The organism is Conexibacter woesei DSM 14684 (assembly GCF_000025265.1).
Classification (GTDB): Bacteria; Actinomycetota; Thermoleophilia; order Solirubrobacterales; family Solirubrobacteraceae; genus Conexibacter; species Conexibacter woesei.
Map to the genome: position 1 here is coordinate 1,299,198 of NC_013739.1, position 18,130 is coordinate 1,317,327.

General features: G+C 73.5%; 14 protein-coding genes. 9 read left to right on the plus strand and 5 right to left on the minus strand.

Features of this window, described 5'->3' with window-relative positions; all coding sequences use genetic code 11:
• Positions 1–9: 9 nt before the first annotated feature.
• Positions 10–243, plus strand: a complete 234-nt coding sequence (locus tag CWOE_RS06225) for a response regulator transcription factor (protein ID WP_201447155.1) — start codon at positions 10–12, stop codon at positions 241–243.
• Between the two features lie 26 nt (positions 244–269).
• Here CWOE_RS06225 and CWOE_RS06230 read toward each other — a convergent pair whose 3' ends face one another.
• Complete coding sequence (locus tag CWOE_RS06230; protein WP_012932723.1) at positions 270–731, minus strand: MarR family winged helix-turn-helix transcriptional regulator; 462 nt, start codon at positions 729–731, stop codon at positions 270–272.
• Between the two features lie 133 nt (positions 732–864).
• Here CWOE_RS06230 and CWOE_RS06235 point away from each other — a divergent pair, with 133 nt between their 5' ends.
• Positions 865–4,137 carry a sensor domain-containing protein gene (locus tag CWOE_RS06235; protein ID WP_012932724.1) on the plus strand — a complete coding sequence of 1,091 codons (3,273 nt, stop codon included), beginning with the start codon at positions 865–867 and terminating at the stop codon, positions 4,135–4,137.
• Positions 4,138–4,209: 72 nt separating this feature from the next.
• Positions 4,210–5,139: a collagen-like protein gene (locus CWOE_RS06240; protein WP_012932725.1), complete on the plus strand. Its 930-nt coding sequence runs from the start codon at positions 4,210–4,212 to the stop codon at positions 5,137–5,139.
• 43 nt (positions 5,140–5,182) lie between these two features.
• On the opposite strand, the gene CWOE_RS06245 is transcribed toward CWOE_RS06240, so the two are convergent.
• Genes CWOE_RS06245 through CWOE_RS06260 form a run of 4 tightly spaced genes read right to left on the minus strand, consistent with a single transcriptional unit; the run spans position 5,183 to position 9,615 of the window.
• Positions 5,183–6,466, minus strand: coding sequence for an aspartate aminotransferase family protein (locus CWOE_RS06245; protein WP_012932726.1), 1,284 nt, complete (start codon positions 6,464–6,466; stop codon positions 5,183–5,185).
• Entirely contained in the window at positions 6,463–7,938 is a 1,476-nt protein-coding gene (locus tag CWOE_RS06250) for an aldehyde dehydrogenase family protein (RefSeq protein ID WP_012932727.1), read from the minus strand. The genes CWOE_RS06245 and CWOE_RS06250 overlap by 4 nt, the downstream gene beginning before the upstream one ends.
• Positions 7,935–8,834 carry a creatininase family protein gene (locus CWOE_RS06255; RefSeq protein WP_012932728.1) on the minus strand — a complete coding sequence of 300 codons (900 nt, stop codon included), beginning with the start codon at positions 8,832–8,834 and terminating at the stop codon, positions 7,935–7,937. The genes CWOE_RS06250 and CWOE_RS06255 overlap by 4 nt, the downstream gene beginning before the upstream one ends.
• The gene (locus CWOE_RS06260) at positions 8,827–9,615 is read right to left on the minus strand and encodes an IclR family transcriptional regulator (protein ID WP_012932729.1); all 789 of its coding nucleotides are present in this window, start codon (positions 9,613–9,615) and stop codon (positions 8,827–8,829) included. Before CWOE_RS06260 ends, CWOE_RS06255 begins: the two co-directional genes overlap by 8 nt.
• A gap of 210 nt (positions 9,616–9,825) precedes the next feature.
• On the opposite strand from CWOE_RS06260, the gene CWOE_RS06265 reads away from it, so the two are divergent.
• The 6 genes from CWOE_RS06265 to CWOE_RS06290 are packed head-to-tail and all read left to right on the plus strand — an operon-like array spanning position 9,826 to position 18,112.
• A complete protein-coding gene (locus CWOE_RS06265) occupies positions 9,826–11,478 on the plus strand; it encodes an ABC transporter substrate-binding protein (RefSeq protein ID WP_012932730.1) in 1,653 nt (550 codons plus the stop codon).
• Entirely contained in the window at positions 11,475–12,416 is a 942-nt protein-coding gene (locus CWOE_RS06270; RefSeq protein WP_012932731.1) for an ABC transporter permease, read from the plus strand. Before CWOE_RS06265 ends, CWOE_RS06270 begins: the two co-directional genes overlap by 4 nt.
• Positions 12,416–14,368: a dipeptide/oligopeptide/nickel ABC transporter permease/ATP-binding protein gene (locus CWOE_RS06275; RefSeq protein WP_012932732.1), complete on the plus strand. Its 1,953-nt coding sequence runs from the start codon at positions 12,416–12,418 to the stop codon at positions 14,366–14,368. The genes CWOE_RS06270 and CWOE_RS06275 overlap by 1 nt, the downstream gene beginning before the upstream one ends.
• Positions 14,346–15,389 carry an oligopeptide/dipeptide ABC transporter ATP-binding protein gene (locus tag CWOE_RS06280; RefSeq protein ID WP_012932733.1) on the plus strand — a complete coding sequence of 348 codons (1,044 nt, stop codon included), beginning with the start codon at positions 14,346–14,348 and terminating at the stop codon, positions 15,387–15,389. Before CWOE_RS06275 ends, CWOE_RS06280 begins: the two co-directional genes overlap by 23 nt.
• Positions 15,386–16,411 carry a Gfo/Idh/MocA family protein gene (locus CWOE_RS30300; protein WP_012932734.1) on the plus strand — a complete coding sequence of 342 codons (1,026 nt, stop codon included), beginning with the start codon at positions 15,386–15,388 and terminating at the stop codon, positions 16,409–16,411. The genes CWOE_RS06280 and CWOE_RS30300 overlap by 4 nt, the downstream gene beginning before the upstream one ends.
• On the plus strand, positions 16,412–18,112 hold the full coding sequence (locus CWOE_RS06290) for a CRTAC1 family protein (protein ID WP_012932735.1): 1,701 nt from the start codon (positions 16,412–16,414) through the stop codon (positions 18,110–18,112).
• Positions 18,113–18,130: the final 18 nt, after the last annotated feature.

Genomic DNA, 18,130 nt, shown 5'->3' on the forward strand with positions numbered 1-18,130 from the left:
CTGCGGGCGGTGGACGGTACGAGGACAGCCCTTCCCGGCGGCAGGCTCGCGGCGCTGACCCCGCGCGAGCTGGAGGTCCTGCGGCTCGTGACGAAGGGCGACCGGACTGCCCGGATCGCCCAGCAGCTGGGGATCACCGAGCCGACCGTCAAGCGCCACCTCACCAACCTGTACCGCAGACTCGACGTGACCAACCGCGTGCAGGCGGCGACGTACTACGTGCAGCACGCGCCTGCCGGCTGACGCGCCGCCACGGGCTGACGCGCCGCTCAGAGGTCGTCGTAGAGCCGGCGCAGCCGCGCCAGCACCGCGCTGCCGGCGTCGAGCGCGTCGCGATCGAGGTCGGCGAACGCGCCGCGCCACTTGCGCGCGTGCAGCGCCTCCTTCTCGTCGAGCACGCGGCGGCCCTCGTCGGTCAGCCGGTTGGTGACGACGCGGCGGTCGCGCTCCGAGCGCGTCCGCTCGACGAGGCCGGCGGCCGCGAGCTGGTCGAGCATCTGGGTGACGGTCGGCGGCGCCAGCTCGGCGGCGGCCGCCAGCTGGCTCGCCGGCAGCGCGCTGCCCTCCGCCCGGCCCAGCTCGCGCACGAGCCGGAACTGCGCGAAGCTCAGCCCGCCTCTGTTCTGGCCCGCATCGCGCCCGCGCAGCCGCCGCTGCGCCGCCAGCAGCTCGCTGAGCTGGTCTCTGAGCGCGTCGAGCGCCTCGTCACGTTCGCTGGGATCGCCTGCCATGGCGGATGATCGTACGCGGCCGACGCGCCGCGACGGCGCCACTTCTACAGCTCTTCGTGCAGGATTCCGATACTCCAAGGAGTACCGTGAGCCGTTCCCGGCGTGTCAGGCGGGACCGATTCTCCCTATTCCCGTGCGCGCGCTCGTCGTCCATCGAGACCCGACCGCCGCCTCCAAGCTCGTCGCGGCCCTCCAGGTGGCCGGCAGAACGATCGAGGCGGTGACCCTGTACGACCCGAGCGCCCTGCCGGCGGCGCTCGGCGAAGGCGGCTACCACGCCGTCGTCTTCGGCGTGGCCGATCGCGGCGACGTCGAGGCGGCGCTGCTCGCCGCCCGCGCCGCCGATGTCGCGCTCGTGCTGACCGATCCGGCGACGCACCGGCCGGCAGACCGGCGCGTCGCCTACGAGCCCGAGCCGCTGCGGCTCGCCGAGACAGTCTCGCGCGAGCGCCGCAGCGCCGAGGACCGCAGCGCCGCCCGTCGTGCCCGCCGCCTGCTCGACGCGCAGCGCACGCTCGCCGAGCGGCTCGCCGCGGAGCCCTCGCCCGAGGACCTGTTGGGCGACGCGCTCGCCGTCCTCGCGGAGATGTTCGGCGCCCACGGCGGCGTCGGGTGGGAGCCCTCGCCACGCGGCGGCGTGCGCCCGCGGCACACGCTCGGCAGCGCCGCCTCGCTCGATCGCGAGGCGGAGGCGGCCGCGACCGCCGGCGCGCACCACATCGCCCAGCGCGCCTGCGACGACCAGCGCACGGTCGTCGAGCGGACGCTGCTGGCGATCCCGCTCGTCGCGGGCTCGGCCTGCGAGGGCGTGCTGGAGCTGCGGCTGCCCGACGGCGCCCGCGCCGACGGCCAGCTGATCGCCGACGTCGCCGCGCTCGCCGGCCAGGTCGCCGTGCACCTGCGCTACCGGCGCGGCGCGGCGCTGCTCGACCTGCACGAGCGCGCGCTGGCGGCGACCAACAACGGCATCGTGATCGCCGAGCGTGACGAGGAGACCGGCGGCTGGCCGGCGACGTTCGTCAACGAGGCGTTCGAGCAGCTGACCGGCTACCGCTCCGACGAGGTCGTCGGCCGCAGCCTGGTGCTGTTGCAGGGCGAGGAGACCGACCCGGAGGCGATCGCCGAGATGGGCGCCGCGCTGCGCTCAGCCGACGAGTGCTGGGTGACGGTCCGCAACTACCGCAGAGACGGCTCGGTCTTCTGGAACGAGATCTTCCTGATGCCGGTCGCCGACGACGACGGGGTCGTCAGGCGCTACATCGGGATCCTCCACGACGTGACCGCGCGCGTGACGGCCGCGGTCGAGCTGGCCGAGACGGAGTCGCGCTATCGGACGCTCGTCGAGACGATCCCCGCGGTCACCTACGTCGCCGAGTGGGACGAGCTGGGGACGTTGATCTACGTCAGTCCCCAGATCGAGGAGATGATGGGCTTCCCCGCGGCCGGCTGGCTTGGCGAGACGTCGCTGTGGGACACGCAGATCCATCCCGACGACGTCGACCGTGTGATGGCCGAGACGCGCTACGCGTTCCGCCAGGAGCAGGCGTTCGACTGCGAGTACCGCCTGATCGCGGCCGACGGGCGGATCGTGTGGGTGTGGGAGCACGACACCGTGATCCGCGACGAGCACGGCAGACCGCGCCTGACGCAGGGGATCATCACCGACGTCACCGCGACGCGGATCGCCGAGGCCGCGCTGGCCGAGAGCGAGGAGCGCAGCCGCGCGGTGATCGGCGCGCTGGAGGAGGGGCTGCTGATCTACGGCGCCGACGGGCGCGTGCTCAGCTGCAACGCGGCGGCGGTGCGGATCTTCGGCGTCGACTCCGAGGAGGAGCTGCTCGGGACGGTCGTGGCGCAGGGCAGCCCGCGCGTGCGGATGACCTACGAGGACGGCAGCGAGGTCACGCGCACGAACTCGACCGCCGGACGCGCGCTGGAGACCGGGCTGCCGCAGCCGGAGAGAGTGGTCCACTTCGAGCGCGACGACGACGGCTGGGAGCTGTGGGCGACGGTCACGAGCCACCCGCTGCTGCGCGAGGGCGAGAGCCGGCCGTACGGCGCGGTGTCTGCGTTCACGGACGTGACCGAGCGCCGCCGTGCTCAGGAGCAGATCGCCTTCCTCGCCTACCACGACAGCCTCACGAGGCTGCCGAACCGCGCGCTGCTCGACGAGCACCTGGCGCTGGCGCTGGCGCGTGCGAGGCGGGCGGGCGAGTCGGTCGCGCTGCTGTACGTCGACCTCGACGACTTCAAGGCCGTCAACGACAGCCTCGGCCACGCCGCGGGCGACGAGCTGCTGAAGCGGATCGCGGTGCGGCTGCGCGCGGTCGTGCGGTCGAGTGACCTGCTCGCGCGTCAGGGCGGCGACGAGTTCCTGATTCTGCTGACCGACCTCGACAAGGATCCGCGGCTGAGCGCCGAGGCGGCCGCCAAGCAGGTCGAGACGGCGCTGATCGAGCCGTTCCACCTGGCCGACGCGGAGTTCGAGGTGGGCGCGTCGATCGGCATCTCGATCTACCCCGACGACGCCGCCGACGCCGACACGCTGATGAGGCACGCCGACGCCGCGATGTACGAGGTCAAGCAGGCCGGGCGCGGCGGGATCGCCAGCTACGGCGGCGACTCGCGCAAGACGCTCGCGCGGCTGTCGCTGACGAGCAAGCTGCGGCGCGCGCTCCAGCGCGAGGACTTCGTCGTCCACTACCAGCCGATCGTGGCGCCGGCGACCGGCGCGCTGCACGCGTTCGAGGCGCTCGTGCGCTGGCAGGACGCCGAGCGCGGCGTCGTCGGGCCGAACGAGTTCATCCCGCTGGCGGAGGACGCGGGCCTGATCGAGGCGATCGGCGGCTGGGTCCTGAACGAGGTCTGCAGACAGCAGCGGGCGTGGCACGACGCGGGGATGGAGAGCCACGTGCACGTCAACGTCTCGCCCCGCCAGCTGCGCCGTCCCGACTTCCCCTCGACCGTGCGCGACGCGCTCGAGGAGCAGCGGCTGACGCCGTCGATGCTGACGCTGGAGATCACCGAGTCGGCCGCGATGCTCGACGCCGAGCGCGCGAACCCGATCGTGCGCGCACTGCACGACCTCGGCGTGCGGCTCGCGATCGACGACTTCGGCGCCGGGCACTCCTCGCTCGCGCGGCTGCGCGACGTGCCCGTCCAGACGCTGAAGATCGACCAGTCGTTCCTGCGCGGCGTCCCCGACGACCGCCAGGCCGCCGCGATGATCACAGCGATCATCGAGCTCGGCACCGCGCTCGGCATGGTGACCGTCGCCGAGGGCGTCACGACCGACGCCCAGCGCCGCTTCCTCGTCGACGGCGACTGCCCGCTCGCACAGGGCTTCCACTTCGCCCGCCCGCTCACCGCCGACGACGCGACGCGCCTGCTGCGCGAGAGCACTTGAGGTTCTCGCCCGGCGGTCGATGAATGGGCTGACGCCTGCCTCCCGGCGGGCTCTCTCATCGGAGGTTCCGTCGTGTCGAAGGTTCTCACTCTGCTGCGCCGCCATGCGGTGGCGTTCGCCGCGCTCTTCCTGCTGATGGGCGGCACGGCGTACGCCGTGGCCGACCAGGCGACCAGCAGCGCCGCACCGAAGGCGAAGACGCTCTATGCGTGCGTGGCGGGCGGCTACGACACGCTGAACCTGACGACGGCTGAGCGGACGTGCCCGAACGGGCAGCGCAAGATCTCCTGGAACGCCGAGGGCAAGCGCGGCGCCCGCGGACCTGCGGGCTCGGCGGGGCAGGCCGGGGCTGCCGGGGCGAGAGGCGCCGCCGGTCCTGCGGGGCCTGCCGGTCCGACTGGTCCTGCCGGTTCGAAGGGCGATGCCGGTCCGAAGGGCGAGGCCGGCGCTCGCGGTCCCCAGGGCGAGACGGGCCCCGCCGGCGCGAGAGGCGCCGACGGCGCCACCGGACCCCAGGGGCCGGACGGCAGAGCGGGACTGGCCGGTGCGACCGGAGCGACCGGGCCTGCCGGGACCTCCGAGTTCGCGCAGTTCTTCGCGCTGATGCCGCCGGACAACGCGGCCACCGTCGCGCCCGGAACGGACGTCGCGTTTCCGCAGGACGGGCCGAGCAGCAGCGGCATCGCCCGCACCGGACCGAGCGCGTTCAACCTCGCGGAGGTCGGCACGTACCGCGTCGCGTTCAACGTGCCCGTCACCGAGGCAGGACAGCTGATCCTGACGCTCGACGGCGCCGATCTCGCGTACACCGTGACCGGACGGGCGACCGGAACGTCGCAGATCACCGGTGAGGCGTTCGTCCAGACGACCGTTCCCAACTCGATCCTGACCGTCCGCAACCCGGCCGGCAACCCCACCGCGCTCACGATCACGCCGCTGGCCGGCGGCACCCGCCCGGTCTCCGCGACGCTGATCGTCGAGCAGCTGACGAGAGGCCCCTGATCCGCGGCAGCGCGGCGCGCTCGCGCGCCGACCGTGGGCCGCGCTACGCCCCGCGCAGCGCGACGGCGGCGCGGGTGAGGGCGGCGTCGAGCTCGCGCTCGCCGTGGGCGGCGGAGACGTACCAGACGCCGCGACCGGCGACCCAGACGCCGGCGTCGGCGAGGGCGCGGGCGAAGCGCTGGTAGCGGGCGGCGTCGAGCGTCCGCAGGCCGCGCAGGTCGCGCACGTCGATCTCGTCGGGCGTGCTGCCCTCCGGCGCGAAGGAGGCGTGGAAGGCGATCCCCGGCCCCTGCAGCCGCAGCGGCACGCCGGCCTCCGCGGCCGCCTCGCGGAGCCCGTCCATCAGCGCGACGCCGTGCGCTCTGACGCGTGCGTACGGCGGGTCGTCGCGCAGCGCCTCCAGCGACGCGACGACCGCCGCGGCCGCCATCACACACGCGTTGAACGTGCCGGAGTGGTTGACCTCGGCGGTGCCGAAGCGCTCCATCAGCTCCGCCGAGCCGGCCAGCGCCGCGACCGGGAAGCCGCCCGCGAGCGCCTTGCCGTAGACGGCCAGGTCGGGCGTCACGCCGTAGCGCTCCGCGGCGCCGCCGAGCGCGAGCCGGAAGCCGGTGATCACCTCGTCGAAGATCAGCAGCGCGCCCGCGTCGGCCGCCAGCTCCTTCAGGCCCGCGAGGAAGCCGGGCGCGGGCTCGATCGCGCCCTGGTTGAGCATCATCGGCTCGGTCACGATCGCGGCGACGTCGTCGCCGTGCAGCTCCAGCGCCGCGCGGACGGCGCCGAGGTCGTTCCACGGGAGCACGATCGTGTCCGCCAGCGCCGACGGCGGCTGGCCGGCGGTCGCGACCTGCGCCGGACCCGGCTCGAAGCGGATCAGGACGTTGTCGAGCCAGCCGTGGTACTGGCCTTCGAAGCGGACGATCTTCGTGCGGCCGGTGACCGCCCGCGCGAGCCGGAACGCCGCTTGCACGGTCTCGGTGCCGGTCATCCCGAGCCGCACCATCTCGGCCCAGCCGACCAGCTCGCGCACCAGCTCGGCCGCCTCGACCTCCAGCGGGTGCTGCGCGCCGAACACCATCCCGGTCCCGCACGCCTCCGCGACGCGCGCGACGACCTCCGGGTGGGCGTGGCCGAGGAACGCCGGCCCCTGGCCGAGCAGGTGGTCGACGTAGTCGTTGCCGTCGACGTCCCACAGCCACGCGCCCTCGCCGCGTGCGAAGAAGACCGGCGGCGCGTCGAGTCGCACGTTCGAGTTGACGCCGCCCGGCAGCACGCGCAGGGCGCGGGCGCGGAGGTCCGCTGCGGCGCGGCTGTCCTGAGTCGTCATGGCGCCTCCTCGACGTCGATCGTGATCGTCTTCAGCTGCGTCATCTCCAGCAGCGTCTGCATCCCGCCGAGGCGGCCGATGCCGCTGCCCGATCCGGTGAAGCCGCCGACGGGCGTGTGCGGCTGCCAGTAGGCTGACGTCTCGTTGACGTTGACGGTCCCCGTCCCGAGCCGCTCGGCGACGCGCAGCGCGCGCGAGAGGTCGCGTGTCCAGAGCGAGCCGTTGAGGCCGAGGCGGCAGGTCGCGGCGAGCCGCAGCGCGTCCGCCTCGTCCTCGAACGTCAGCACCGGCGCGACCGGGCCGAACGTCTCCTCGCGGTTGAGCAGCATCCGCTCGTGCACGCCGACGATCACCGTCGGCTCGTAGTAGAGCCGCGTCGGCAGGTCGCCGGCACGGCCGCCGCCCTGGAGGATCTCGGCGCCCTGCGCGACCGCGTCGGCGACGTGCGCGTCGACCTTCGCGGCGGTCGGCTCGTTCGTCAGCGGCCCCATCGTCGTGCCGTCCGCCAGGGGCGACCCGAGCCGCACGTCGCGCGCGGCGGCGAGCAGGCGCTCGACGAACGCGTCGTGCGCGGAGCGCTGCACGAGGATCCGCTCGGTCGAGTTGCAGATCTGGCCGGCGTTCGCGAACGACCCCATCGCCGCCTGCGCGGCGGCGCGGTCGAGGTCGGCGTCGGCGAAGACGATCGTCGGTCCGTTGCCGCCCAGCTCCAGCAGCAGCGGCTTGCCGGCGGCGGCGCCGGCGACGGCGTCGCCGGTGCGCGTCGAGCCGGTCAGACCGATCGCGGCGACGCCCGGGTGCGACGCGAGCGTTCCGCCGACCGTGGCCGGCGCGCCGAGCAGCAGGTTCAGCGTTCCATCTGGAACACCGGCGTCCAGGAAGGCACGCATCAGGTGCACGGCGGACAGCGGCGTCCACTCCGACGGCTTCCAGACGATCGCGTTGCCGGTCGCGAGGCCGGCGGAGAGGTACTCGCTCGGGATCGCGAGCGGGAAGTTCCACGGCGTGATGACGCCGTAGACGCCGCGCGGCTGGCGGATCGTGAAGACGCGCTTGCGCGCCTCGCTCGACTGGTAGACCGACGACTCCAGCCGCGTCGCGCACTCGCCCGCGTCGCGGTACATCGCGGCGGCGGTGTCGACCTCGCCGAGCGCCTCGGTCGCGTAGACCTTGCCCTGTTCGAGCGACAGGTCGCGCGCGATCTGCTCGCGGCGCGACAGCAGCGCGTCCGCGACGCGGTGGCAGAGCGCGGCGCGCTCGAACGCGGTCATCCGGCGCAGCGGCTCCAGCGCGCGCTGCGCGCCGGCGACCGCGCGGTCGACGTCGGTCGCGGTGCCCTGCTCGACGAGCGCGATCCGCTCGCCGGTCGCCGGGCTGGTCAGCGCCAGCGGCTCGCCGCCCTCGCCGGCGACCCATTCGCCGCCGATCAGCAGCTGCACGCGCCGGGGCTCGGACGCGGTCGTCATCGTCATGGCGTGTCGTCTCCCTTGTCTTCCACTTCCATCAGCCGCCGCGCGAGCGCGGTCGCGCGCTCGATCGCGACGGCGACGATCTGCTCGCCCAGCTCCCTGCTGGCGTGCCGCGCGTCGCCGAGCGCACCGTCCGTCGTCCAGTGGTGGAACGGCACCGGCAGGTCGTAGCGGGCGCCCTGCGGCTCTGACAGGGACGCCCCTTCGGGTGTCGGCGCGGGCGCGGCGATCCGTTCGGACAGGACCGCCTGCGGCGCGACCGCGAGCGCGACGGAGGTCTCGATCTCGCACGCGTGGCCATAGCGCGGCCCGACCGCGTGCGGCGCGATCGCGTCGGCGGCCAGCACCGACCACATCACCGCGCCGACGAGCACGCCGGGCCGGTCGCGCACCGCCTCGCGCGCGGCGAGCCGCAGCGCGTCGAGGTTGCCGCCGTGGCCGTTGACCAGCAGCACGCGCGTGACGCCCCAGTGGGCCAGGCTCTCGACGAGGTCGCGCACGATCGCCAGCAGCGTCTCGGCGCGCAGCGTCAACGTGCCGGGGAAGGCGAGGTGGTGCTCGGACATGCCGTACGCGACGCCGGGGCAGACGACGGCCTCGTCGCCGAGCGCGTCGGCGAGGCGGCCGGCGAACCCGGTCGCGATCGCGAGGTCGGCGTCGAGCGTCATGTGCGGGCCGTGCTGCTCGCAGCTGCCGATCGGGACGAGCGCGACGCGCGCGCGGCCGAGCGCGTCGCGCGCCTGCTGCCAGGTGAGGCGGGAGAGGTCGCGTGACGGCGCGTCGCCCGCGCTCGTGCCGCCTGCGTCCGCGCCGCCTGCGTCCGCGCCGCCTGCGTCCGCGCCGCCTGCGCTCGCGCCGCCTGCGCGTGCGCCGCCCGCGGGCTCGCGCACGTCAGCCATTGCGGCTCGCCCGCTGGTACTCGGCGCCGATCTCCTCGGCGCTGCGGCGCAGCGCGGCGGCGACCTCCGCGACGCGCTCGGACGGGAAGCGGTCGGCCGGCGCGCTGAGGCTGATCGCGGCCGGCAGCGGCTCGGGCAGCGGGACGCCGACGCAGCGGCCGCCGTCCTCGTTCTCGGCGTTGTCGAGCGCGTAGCCGCGCTCGCGCACGAGCGCCAGCTCCTCGACGTAGCGCTCCGGCGTCGTGATCGTGCGCTCGGTGAAGCGGGGCATGCCGTCGACGGCGAGCACGCGCCGCACCTCCTCGACCGACAGCCGCGCGGTCAGCGCCTTGCCGAGCGCGGAGGAGTGGACCGGGTCGCGATGGCCGGGGCGGGCGGCGAAGCGGATCGCGCGCGGGCTCTCGACCATGTCGAGGTAGGCGACGCGATGGCCGTCGAGCACGCCGAGGTTGATCGTCTCCTCGAAGCGGTGGCACAGCTCCTCCATCCGCGGGCGCGCGATGCTCGTCAGCAGCGACAGGTCGCGCGGGCGCAGCGGGCGGAAGGCGAGCCCGAGGCGATACGTGTCGCCGGCCTCGCGCGTCACATACCCGCGCGCCTCCAGCGTCGCGAGGTAGCGGAACGCGCTGCTCTTCGGCAGGCCGATCACCTTCGACAGCTCGACGAGCGTGACGCCGCCGTCGGTGCCCTGGAGCAGGTCGAGGATGTCGAGCACGCGGTCGACCGCGCGGATCGCGTACGGGTTGGGCGCGGCGGGAGGGGTGTCGTTCGTCAGCGTCATTTCATTGAGTGAAACGTTGGAATCACTGGTGAGTTCAAGCTAGCCCGCGAATCTCGCGTAGTCAAGGGCGATCTGCCGTCGAGTTGTCCATTCATCAAGCCGAAATCCGCCGTTGACACGGTTGAACTGACCCTGGTAGAAGTCACCCACTGCTTGGAGGCACCATTTCACTAGGTGAACGAATGGTGAACGGAAATGGAGGGATGTGACATGGCCGGAGCCCAGGACGACCGGGCGCGCGAGGCCCTGGAGATCGCCGGGCGCAAGCTGCGTCGCGGGGAGATCTCGCGCCGTGACTTCGCACGCCTGACCTCGATGCTCGGAATCGTCGCCGTCGCGCCGACCGCGCTCGCCGCGTGCGGCAGCAAGGCGACGACGGGCGGGGGCGGCACGACGGCGTCGGCCGGCGGCGGGGGCGGGGGCAAGGACTCGCTGCGCTTCCTCGTCGGCGAGTCGTTCTGGGCCAACTGGCATCCGTACAACCACACCGCGCAGATCGGCTTCAAGATCCAGCGCAACCTCTTCGACCGGCTCGTCGAGGTGCAGCCCGACATGAGCCTGAAGCCGGGGCTGGCGGAGTCGTGGAGACAGATCGACGCGCGCACGTGGGAGTTCAAGCTGCGCGAGGGCGTGACGTTCCACGAGGGTCAGGAGCTGACCGCCGAGGACGTGAAGGCGTCGGTCCAGCTCGCCTCGGGCTTCGACGGCGACAAGAAGCAGCCGCTCGCGATGGCGGCGACGTGGGGCGTCCCGCACAAGGGCGAGGTCGTCGACAGACTGACCGTCCGCCTGACCGGCGAGAAGCCGTTCGGTCCGCTGCTGAACACGCTCGCGATCACCGACATCCTCTCCGCGAAGGACATCGCGCGAGGCAGAACGACGCTCGAGAATCGGCCCAACGGCACCGGCGCCTTCAAGCTCGTCGAGGACAAGCCGAACGCGAAGACGCTGGAGCGCTTCGACGACTACTACCGCGGTCCGGCGAAGCTGAGGACGATGACGTGGGAGTTCATCCAGGACTCCCAAACGCGCCTCAACGCGCTGCTCGCGGGGCAGGCCGACGTGATCGACCGCGTCGAGCCCGATCAGCTGCCGTTGATCGAGAAGAGCGACGGGGCGTCCGCGATCTCCGTCACCGCGCCCGAGATCCAGTCGATGTGGTTCCGGATGGACAAGGATCCGTTCGGCTCCAACGCCGGCCTGCGCAGAGCGTTCGCGTGGTCCCTGGACCGCGAGTCGATGGCCGGCCTCGTCGGCGGCAAGGCGACCGTCGGCGACTCGCATCTCGCGAGTGGGATCGAGTTCCGCTCCGCGCAGGAGCCGATGTACTCGTTCGACCCTGAGCGCGCCAGAGCGGAGCTGGCGAGAGCCGGGGGTCCGGTGAGCTTCGAGCTGGCCAGCTCGACCGGCTTCTACCCGAAGTCGAAGGAGATCTGTGAGCTGGCGAAGCAGAACCTCGACGAGGTCGGCTTCGACGTCAAGCTGACCCTGATGGAGCTGGCGGCGTGGATCGACATGCTGTTCGGCAAGGGCAGACCCGGCGAGGTCTTCTACGGCGGCTGGGGCAATCTCACGAAGGACCCCGACTTCGCGCTCGCGACGCTGCTGCACTCGCCCGGCGCGTGGACCGGCGCGCACGACAGAAGAGCCGACGCGCTGATCGACGCCGGCAAGACGGCGACCGAGCCGGCCAGACGCGAGCAGATCTACGGCGAGCTGCAGACGTACTTCTGGGACGAGTACGTGCCGTCGGTCCCGGTCCTCTACAGCGACTTGTCCAACGGGCTGCGCGAGAACGTGCAGGGGTACGAGGTCTACCCGACCGCCGTGCAGGAGTTCTGGCCGGTGGAGATCGGCGGGTGAGCCCAGGCGCTCGACGGTTCCTCCTGCGCCGCGTGGCGCAGGCGGCGTTCGTGATCTTCGGCGTGGCGTGCGTCACGTTCCTCGTGCTGCGGCTCGTGCCCGGCGATCCCGCGCGGCTGATGGTCCCGCCCGGCAGCTCGGAGGAGACGGTGCAGCAGATCCGCGAGCGGCTCGGCACCGACGACCCGCTGCTGAGCCAGTTCTGGTCCTACCTCCAGGGGCTCGTCCAGGGCGACCTCGGCGAGTCGTTCCGGCACGAGCGGCCGGTGCTCGAGCTCGTGCTGGAGGCGATCCCCGCGACGCTGATGCTGGCGATGACGACGCTCGTCTTCGCGCTGCTCGTCGCGGTCCCGCTCGGGATCGCCGCCGCGGCGCGACCGGGCGGCCTGCTCGACCGCTTCACGCTCGTCGTCTCGATGGTCGGGCAGTCGCTGCCGAACTTCTGGATCGGCGTGATGCTCGTGCTGCTGTTCGCCGTCGAGCGGCAGTGGTTCCCCGCGATCGGCAACGAGGGGCCGAAGGCGTATGTACTTCCGACGATCACGCTCTCGGCCGTGCTGATCGCCGCGCTGCTGCGGACGGTGCGCCAGTCGATGATGGAGGCGCTGCACGAGGACTACGTGCGGACCGCGCGCGCCAAGGGCGTGCCGCAGCACCGCATCCTGCTCGTGCACGCGCTCAAGAACGCGTCGCTGCCGCTCGTGACGGTGCTCGGCCTGCAGATCGGCTTCGTCTTCGGCGCCGCCTTCGTCGTCGAGCTGATCTTCAACTGGCCGGGCGTCGGGCTGCTGACGCTGCAGGCGATCGAGACGCGCGACTTCCCCGTCGTCCAGGGCGTCGTGATGGTCGTCGCGACCGTCTTCGTGCTCGCGAACCTGCTCGTCGACGTCGCCTACGCCTACCTCAACCCGCGCGTGCGACTCGGGCTGGAGGCATGATGCGCCGCCTGCGTCGCCCGTCCGTCGTGCTCGGGCTCGCGATCGTCACGCTGCTGCTGCTCTGCACGCTGTTCGCGGGGCTGCTCGCGCCGCACGACCCGAACGCGATCGCCCCGAGCGAGAAGTTCCTGCCGCCGGCGTGGGAGGAGGGCGGCGACGCCTCCTACCTGCTCGGCACCGACCAGCTCGGCCGCGACGTGCTGAGCCGCCTGATCTACGGCGCGCGCACGTCGCTGATGATCGCCGGCGTCGCCGTCGTGCTGGCTGCGGCGTTCGGGATCGCGATGGGGATGCTGTCGGGCTTCTACCGCGGCTGGGTCGACACCGTGATCATGCGGCTCGCCGACGTCCAGCTGGCGTTCCCGTTCATCCTGCTGGCGCTCGCGATCCTCGCCGTCTCGGACACGAAGTCGGCGATCCGGATCATCTTCGTGCTGGCGATCGCCGACTGGGTGATCCACGCGCGCGTCGTGCGCAGCCGCGTGCTCGTCGAGCGCGAGAAGGAGTACGTGCGCGGAGCGCGCGCGCTCGGCGCCTCGAACGCGCGCATCATGCTGCGCTACATCCTGCCGAGCGTGCTGCCGACCGCGCTCGTGATCGCGTTGATCGAGCTGGCGGTGCTGATGCTGCTGGAGTCGATCCTCGCGTTCCTCGGGCTCGGCATCGACCCGCCCGCCGTCTCGTGGGGCACGGTCCTCGCGGACGGGCGCGAGAACGTCGCGATCGCCTGGTGGATGCTCGTCTTCCCCGGCATGGCGATCTTCCTCGCGGTGCTGGCGATGAACCTCGTCGCCGACGGCCTCGCCGACGTGCTCGACCCGCGGCTGAAGCTGACGGGCCGGTTCGCGCGCGGCGCGGCGCGCAAGCGGGAGCGGCCGGTCGTGCCGGTCGCCGGCGGCTCGCCGCTCGTCGCGGGCGCCGTCGCCGACGCGTCGGCCGACCCGCCGCTGCTCGCGGTCGCGGGCCTGCGGGTCGAGTTCCCGACCGACGACGGCCCGGTCGTGCAGGCGGTGCAGGACGTCTCGTTCTCGCTGCGTGCCGGCGAGCGGGTCGGGATCGTCGGCGAGAGCGGCTCGGGCAAGTCGGTCTCGGCGCTCGCGATCATGGGGCTGCTCGACGCGCCCGGCCGCGTCGCGGCCGGCTCGGTGCGGCTGCGCGGCCGCGAGCTGCTCGACTGCTCCGAGCGCGAGCTGAACAAGGTCCGCGGCCGCGAGCTGGGGATGATCTTCCAGGATCCGGGCTCGTCGCTGAACCCGGTCTTCAAGATCGGCTGGCAGGTCGCCGAGGCGATCGAGCTGCACCAGGAGTGCGGGAAGGGCGAGGCGCGCAGACGCGCGATCGAGGCGCTGCGGCTCGTCAACATCCGCGATCCCGAGCGTGTCGCCGACTGCTACCCGTTCGAGGTCTCGGGCGGGATGCAGCAGCGCGTGATGATCGCGATGGCGCTGTCGTGCCGGCCGGGCGTGCTGATCGCCGACGAGCCGACGACGGCGCTCGACGTGACGACGCAAGCGCAGATCCTGCGCGAGCTGGACGCGCTCGTGGACGAGCTGGACACCGGCGTCGTGCTGATCACGCACGACCTCGGCGTCGTCGCCGAGTTCACCGACCGCACGATCGTGATGTACGCCGGCAGCGTCTGCGAGTCGGGGCCGACTGAGCAGCTGATCGCCGAGCCGCGCCACCCCTACACGCGCGCGCTGCTCGACGCCGTGCGCGAGCTGGAGGGCGAGGAGGGCGTCGCTGAGACGGTTCGCGGCGAGCCGCTGGACCCGCGCGACCGGCCGCCGGGCTGTCCGTTCGCGCCGCGCTGCCCGCTGGCGATGGACGTCTGCCGCGAGCAGGCGCCGCGCCTGGTCGGCGAGGACGGCGAGGACGGCGAGCGCGCGGTCGCGTGCTTCGCCGCGAACCCCGAGGAGGTGAGCCCGCATGAGCACGCTGCGCGTCGATGAGGTCGTGAAGGAGTACCCGCTGCGCGGCGGCGGTCTGCGCGGGCGGGGCGGCGCCGGGCGGGCCACGTCACTGCGCGCCGTCGCCGGGGTCTCGTTCGCGGTGGCGGAGGGGACGACCTTCGGCCTCGTCGGCGAGTCCGGCTGCGGCAAGTCGACGCTGTCGCGGATCGTGCTCGGCCTCGACGCGCCGACCGCCGGCCACGTCGAGGCGTGCGGGGAGGACCCCGCGACGCTCGGCCGCGCCGCGTTGAAGGCGTGGCGGCGGAAGGTGCAGATCGTCGCGCAGGACCCGGCCGGCGCGCTGCCGGCGCGGATGCGCGTCGGGCGGATCGTCGAGGAGCCGTGGCGCGTCCACGGCGTCACGCCGGAGGGCGGGCGCGCGGACCGCGCGGCCGAGCTGCTGGCGCAGGTCGGCCTGCCGAGACGGCACGCCGGCGCGTTCCCGCACGAGCTGTCGGGCGGGCAGCGCCAGCGCGTCGTGATCGCGCGGGCGCTGGCGCTGGAGCCGCGGCTGGTCGTCTGCGACGAGCCGGTCTCCGCGCTCGACGTCTCGGTCCAGGCGCAGGTGCTGGAGCTGCTCCGCGGCCTGCAAGCGGACCGCGGTCTCACCTACCTCTTCATCTCGCACGACCTCGGCGTCGTCAAGCACATGGCGGACGAGATCGGCGTGATGTACCGCGGGGCGATGGTGGAACGGGGCGCGGCCGCTGAGGTCTACGCGCGGCCGCGCCACCCGTACACGCGCGAGCTGCTCGACGCGATCCCCTCGATCCGGCGAGCCGGCCGGCGGCGGTCCGCAGCGCCCGTGCCCGCAGCCGCTGCGGCCCAGGAGGCGGAGGCCCCCGGCGCGCCGCTCGCCCCCGGCGCCGCCGCTCCCCAGCCGGACGCCGCCGAGCAGGGCTGCCCCTACCGCGGGCGCTGCGCGCTGGCGGTCGAGCGCTGCGCGGTGGAGGCGCCGCAGCCGCGCGAGATCGAACCGGGCCGCTGGTCGGCGTGCCACCGCGCGGAGGAGGTCGCATGAGCGCCCCCGTCGCGTTCGCCGTGATCGGCGCCGGCTTCATGGGCGAGCGGTGGGCGCGGGTGCTGGGCGAGCACGCCGGCGCGCGCGTCGCGGTCGTCGCCGATCCGGACGCGGCGCGGGGCGCGGCGCTGGCCGAGCGCTGCGGCGCACGGCACGTCGCCGACGCGGCCGAGGGCGCCAGCGCGCCGGGCGTCGACGCGGTCGTCGTCTGCACGCCCGAGCATCTGCACCTCGACGCGTCGCTCGCGACGCTGCGCGCCGGCCGGCCGCTCGCGGTCGAGAAGCCGCTCGCGCACACCGCGGAGCAGGCGGAGGAGATCGCCGCGCACGCGGAGCGCGCCGCGGTCCCGGTCCTCGCCGCGCACGTCCTGCGCTTCGAGCCGCGCTACGCGGCCGTCAAGGCGGCGATCGCGCGCGGCGAGATCGGCCGGGTGCTGGCCGTCCGCCAGGAGCGGATCGGCGTCGCCGCCGACCGCGCGCGGCTGAGCGCCCGCACGACGGCCGCGCTCTACTACGCCTCCCACGAGCTCGACCTCGCGCGCTGGTACGCCGGCCCGCTCGAAGCGGTCCACGGCGCCGGCGATCCCGCCGAGCTGCTGTCCGGCACGCTCCGCTTCGCCGGCGGCGCCCACGGCACGATCCAGGTCGGCTGGTGCCTGCCCGACCGCACGCCCGGCTTCGGCCTCGCCGGCGTGACCGTGATCGGCGAGCACGGGGTGCTGCGCGTCACGCAGGGCGACAGCGGCCTGCTGGCCGTCGGCGCCGACGGCCAGCTCGACGCCGACACGGCCTGGGCGCCCGAGCTGCACGGCCGCCTCGGCGGCGCGCTCGCGCGCGAGGCCGACCACTTCGTGGCCGTCGCCGCAGGGGAGCAGGAGCCCCTCTGCACGGCGGCCGACGGAGCCGCCGCGGTGCGAGCGAGTCTCGCGCTGGAGGCGTCCGCAGGGACCGGATCGACGATCCAGATCACGACCCCGCCTCGGCGCGAGACGGGGTCACCAGAGGAGACAGGAGTCAGTTAGATGCGATGCAAGGCAGTGCTGGCGGCCGCGCTTGCGGCCGCCGCGATCGCCCCTGCCGCGGCACAGGCCGCGCAGCCCCCGATCGCGCTGACCGAGACGACGAGAGCGACCGGTCTGTGGGATCCCCTGCTCGGCATGTACGCGCACGCCGCGCTCGCCGGCGACGTCAACGACGACGGTTGGACCGACGTCGTCGTCGGCACGTTCGGCGACCGGCCCGACAGCGACTACACCGTGCGCGACTCTCCCGGCCGCGCGCCCGACCGGCTGCTGCTCGGCGGCCCCGGCGGCTTCAGAGCCGACCCGGACTTCCCGTCGTTCACCGCCCGCACGACGGGCGGCGCGATCGTCGACCTCGACGGTGACGGCGACAACGACGTCGTGCTGTCGCGCAACGGCGTCGAGCGCGCCGTCGACCCGACTGGCGTGTACTCGACGCCGTCGATGGTCCTGCGCAACGACGGCGGCAGATTCACCGTCGCGCAGGAGCTGTTCGCGAGACGGACGATGCGCCACGTCGGCGTGCTCGACTACGACGCCGACGGCGACCTCGACCTGTTCTTCGTGAACGACCGCTACTACGGCAGAGAGTCGAGCGTCCTGCTGCGCAACGACGGCGGCCTCAGCTTCACCGACGTCACAGCGGAGACGGGCCTGCCGGCGAGCGGTCTCACCGGGCTGGCGGTCTCGACCGCCGACCTGACGGGCGACTCGCAGCCGGACCTGCTCGTCTCCGGCTCGCGCCGCAGCGAGCCGCGGTCGGCCGGCGTGCTGGAGTCCGGCGCGGCGCGGATCTTCGTCAACAGGGACGGCAGATTCGTGGAGACCGACGCGAGCGCGTTCCACTTCAGAACGCTCTCCACCAGCGACGAGTCCGGCGGCGTCGCCGTCGGCGACCTCAACCGCGACGGTCGCCCTGACCTCGTGCTCGGCCAGCACGTCGCCGGGACGCCGGCGTCGAACCCGATCCTCGCCGACGGGCAGGCGATTCGCGTCTACCTGCACGAGGGCATCGGTCCGGACGGCGGGCCGCGCTACCGGGAGATCGGCTCCGAGATCGGACTCGGCCTCGTCCACACGCGCGCACCGCACGTCCAGCTGGAGGACATGGACGACGACGGCTGGCTCGACATCGTCGCGGCGACCTCGGTCGGCGACGGCACGCGACCGGCGGTCTTCCGCGGCCTCGGCGTCGAGGGCGGGCTGCCGCGGTTCGAGAACCCGGCCGGCCTCGCGAGAGCCGAGCGCACGACGCCGCCGGAGCAGTCCGGCTGGGAGGCGCTCGGCATGTACCGCTACTGGGGCACCGGCACGACGCTCGACTACGACAGGGACGGCCGCATGGACGTCCTGCTCGCCGAGTGGTTCCCGGACCTGCCCTCGCGTCTGATGCGCAACGACTCCGGCTCGCGCTGGCCGCTGCTGCGCAACCGCTGGCTGAACGTCGAGACGACGGCCCCGGCCGCCGGCGTCGGCGCGCAGGTCGACGTCTACAAGGCCGGCCGCGCCGGCGACCCGCGCGCGCTGCTCGGCTCGCGCCCGATCGTGGCGAGCACCGGCTACGCCGGCGGAGTCGAGCCGCGCGTCCACTTCGGCCTCGGCCGGCGCCTGCTCGTCGACGTGAAGGTGACGCTGCCGAACGACGGCGGCGTGCGCACCCATCGCTTCGTTCCCGCAAACCGGACGCTGCGCGTCCGCTGACCATCCGAAGGGAGACAG

What these genes read in the sequence shown, in the direction of transcription:
- CWOE_RS06290 (WP_012932735.1), top strand. Translation starts at nt 16,412, where the DNA reads ATGCGATGCAAGGCAGTGCTGGCGGCCGCGCTTGCGGCCGCCGCGATC.
- CWOE_RS30300 (WP_012932734.1), top strand. Translation starts at nt 15,386, where the DNA reads ATGAGCGCCCCCGTCGCGTTCGCCGTGATCGGCGCCGGCTTCATGGGC.
- CWOE_RS06265 (WP_012932730.1), top strand. Translation starts at nt 9,826, where the DNA reads ATGGCCGGAGCCCAGGACGACCGGGCGCGCGAGGCCCTGGAGATCGCC.
- CWOE_RS06245 (WP_012932726.1), bottom strand. Translation starts at nt 6,466, where the DNA reads ATGACGACTCAGGACAGCCGCGCCGCAGCGGACCTCCGCGCCCGCGCC.
- CWOE_RS06250 (WP_012932727.1), bottom strand. Translation starts at nt 7,938, where the DNA reads ATGACGATGACGACCGCGTCCGAGCCCCGGCGCGTGCAGCTGCTGATC.
- CWOE_RS06255 (WP_012932728.1), bottom strand. Translation starts at nt 8,834, where the DNA reads ATGGCTGACGTGCGCGAGCCCGCGGGCGGCGCACGCGCAGGCGGCGCG.
- CWOE_RS06230 (WP_012932723.1), bottom strand. Translation starts at nt 731, where the DNA reads ATGGCAGGCGATCCCAGCGAACGTGACGAGGCGCTCGACGCGCTCAGA.
- CWOE_RS06275 (WP_012932732.1), top strand. Translation starts at nt 12,416, where the DNA reads ATGCGCCGCCTGCGTCGCCCGTCCGTCGTGCTCGGGCTCGCGATCGTC.
- CWOE_RS06280 (WP_012932733.1), top strand. Translation starts at nt 14,346, where the DNA reads ATGAGCACGCTGCGCGTCGATGAGGTCGTGAAGGAGTACCCGCTGCGC.
- CWOE_RS06260 (WP_012932729.1), bottom strand. Translation starts at nt 9,615, where the DNA reads ATGACGCTGACGAACGACACCCCTCCCGCCGCGCCCAACCCGTACGCG.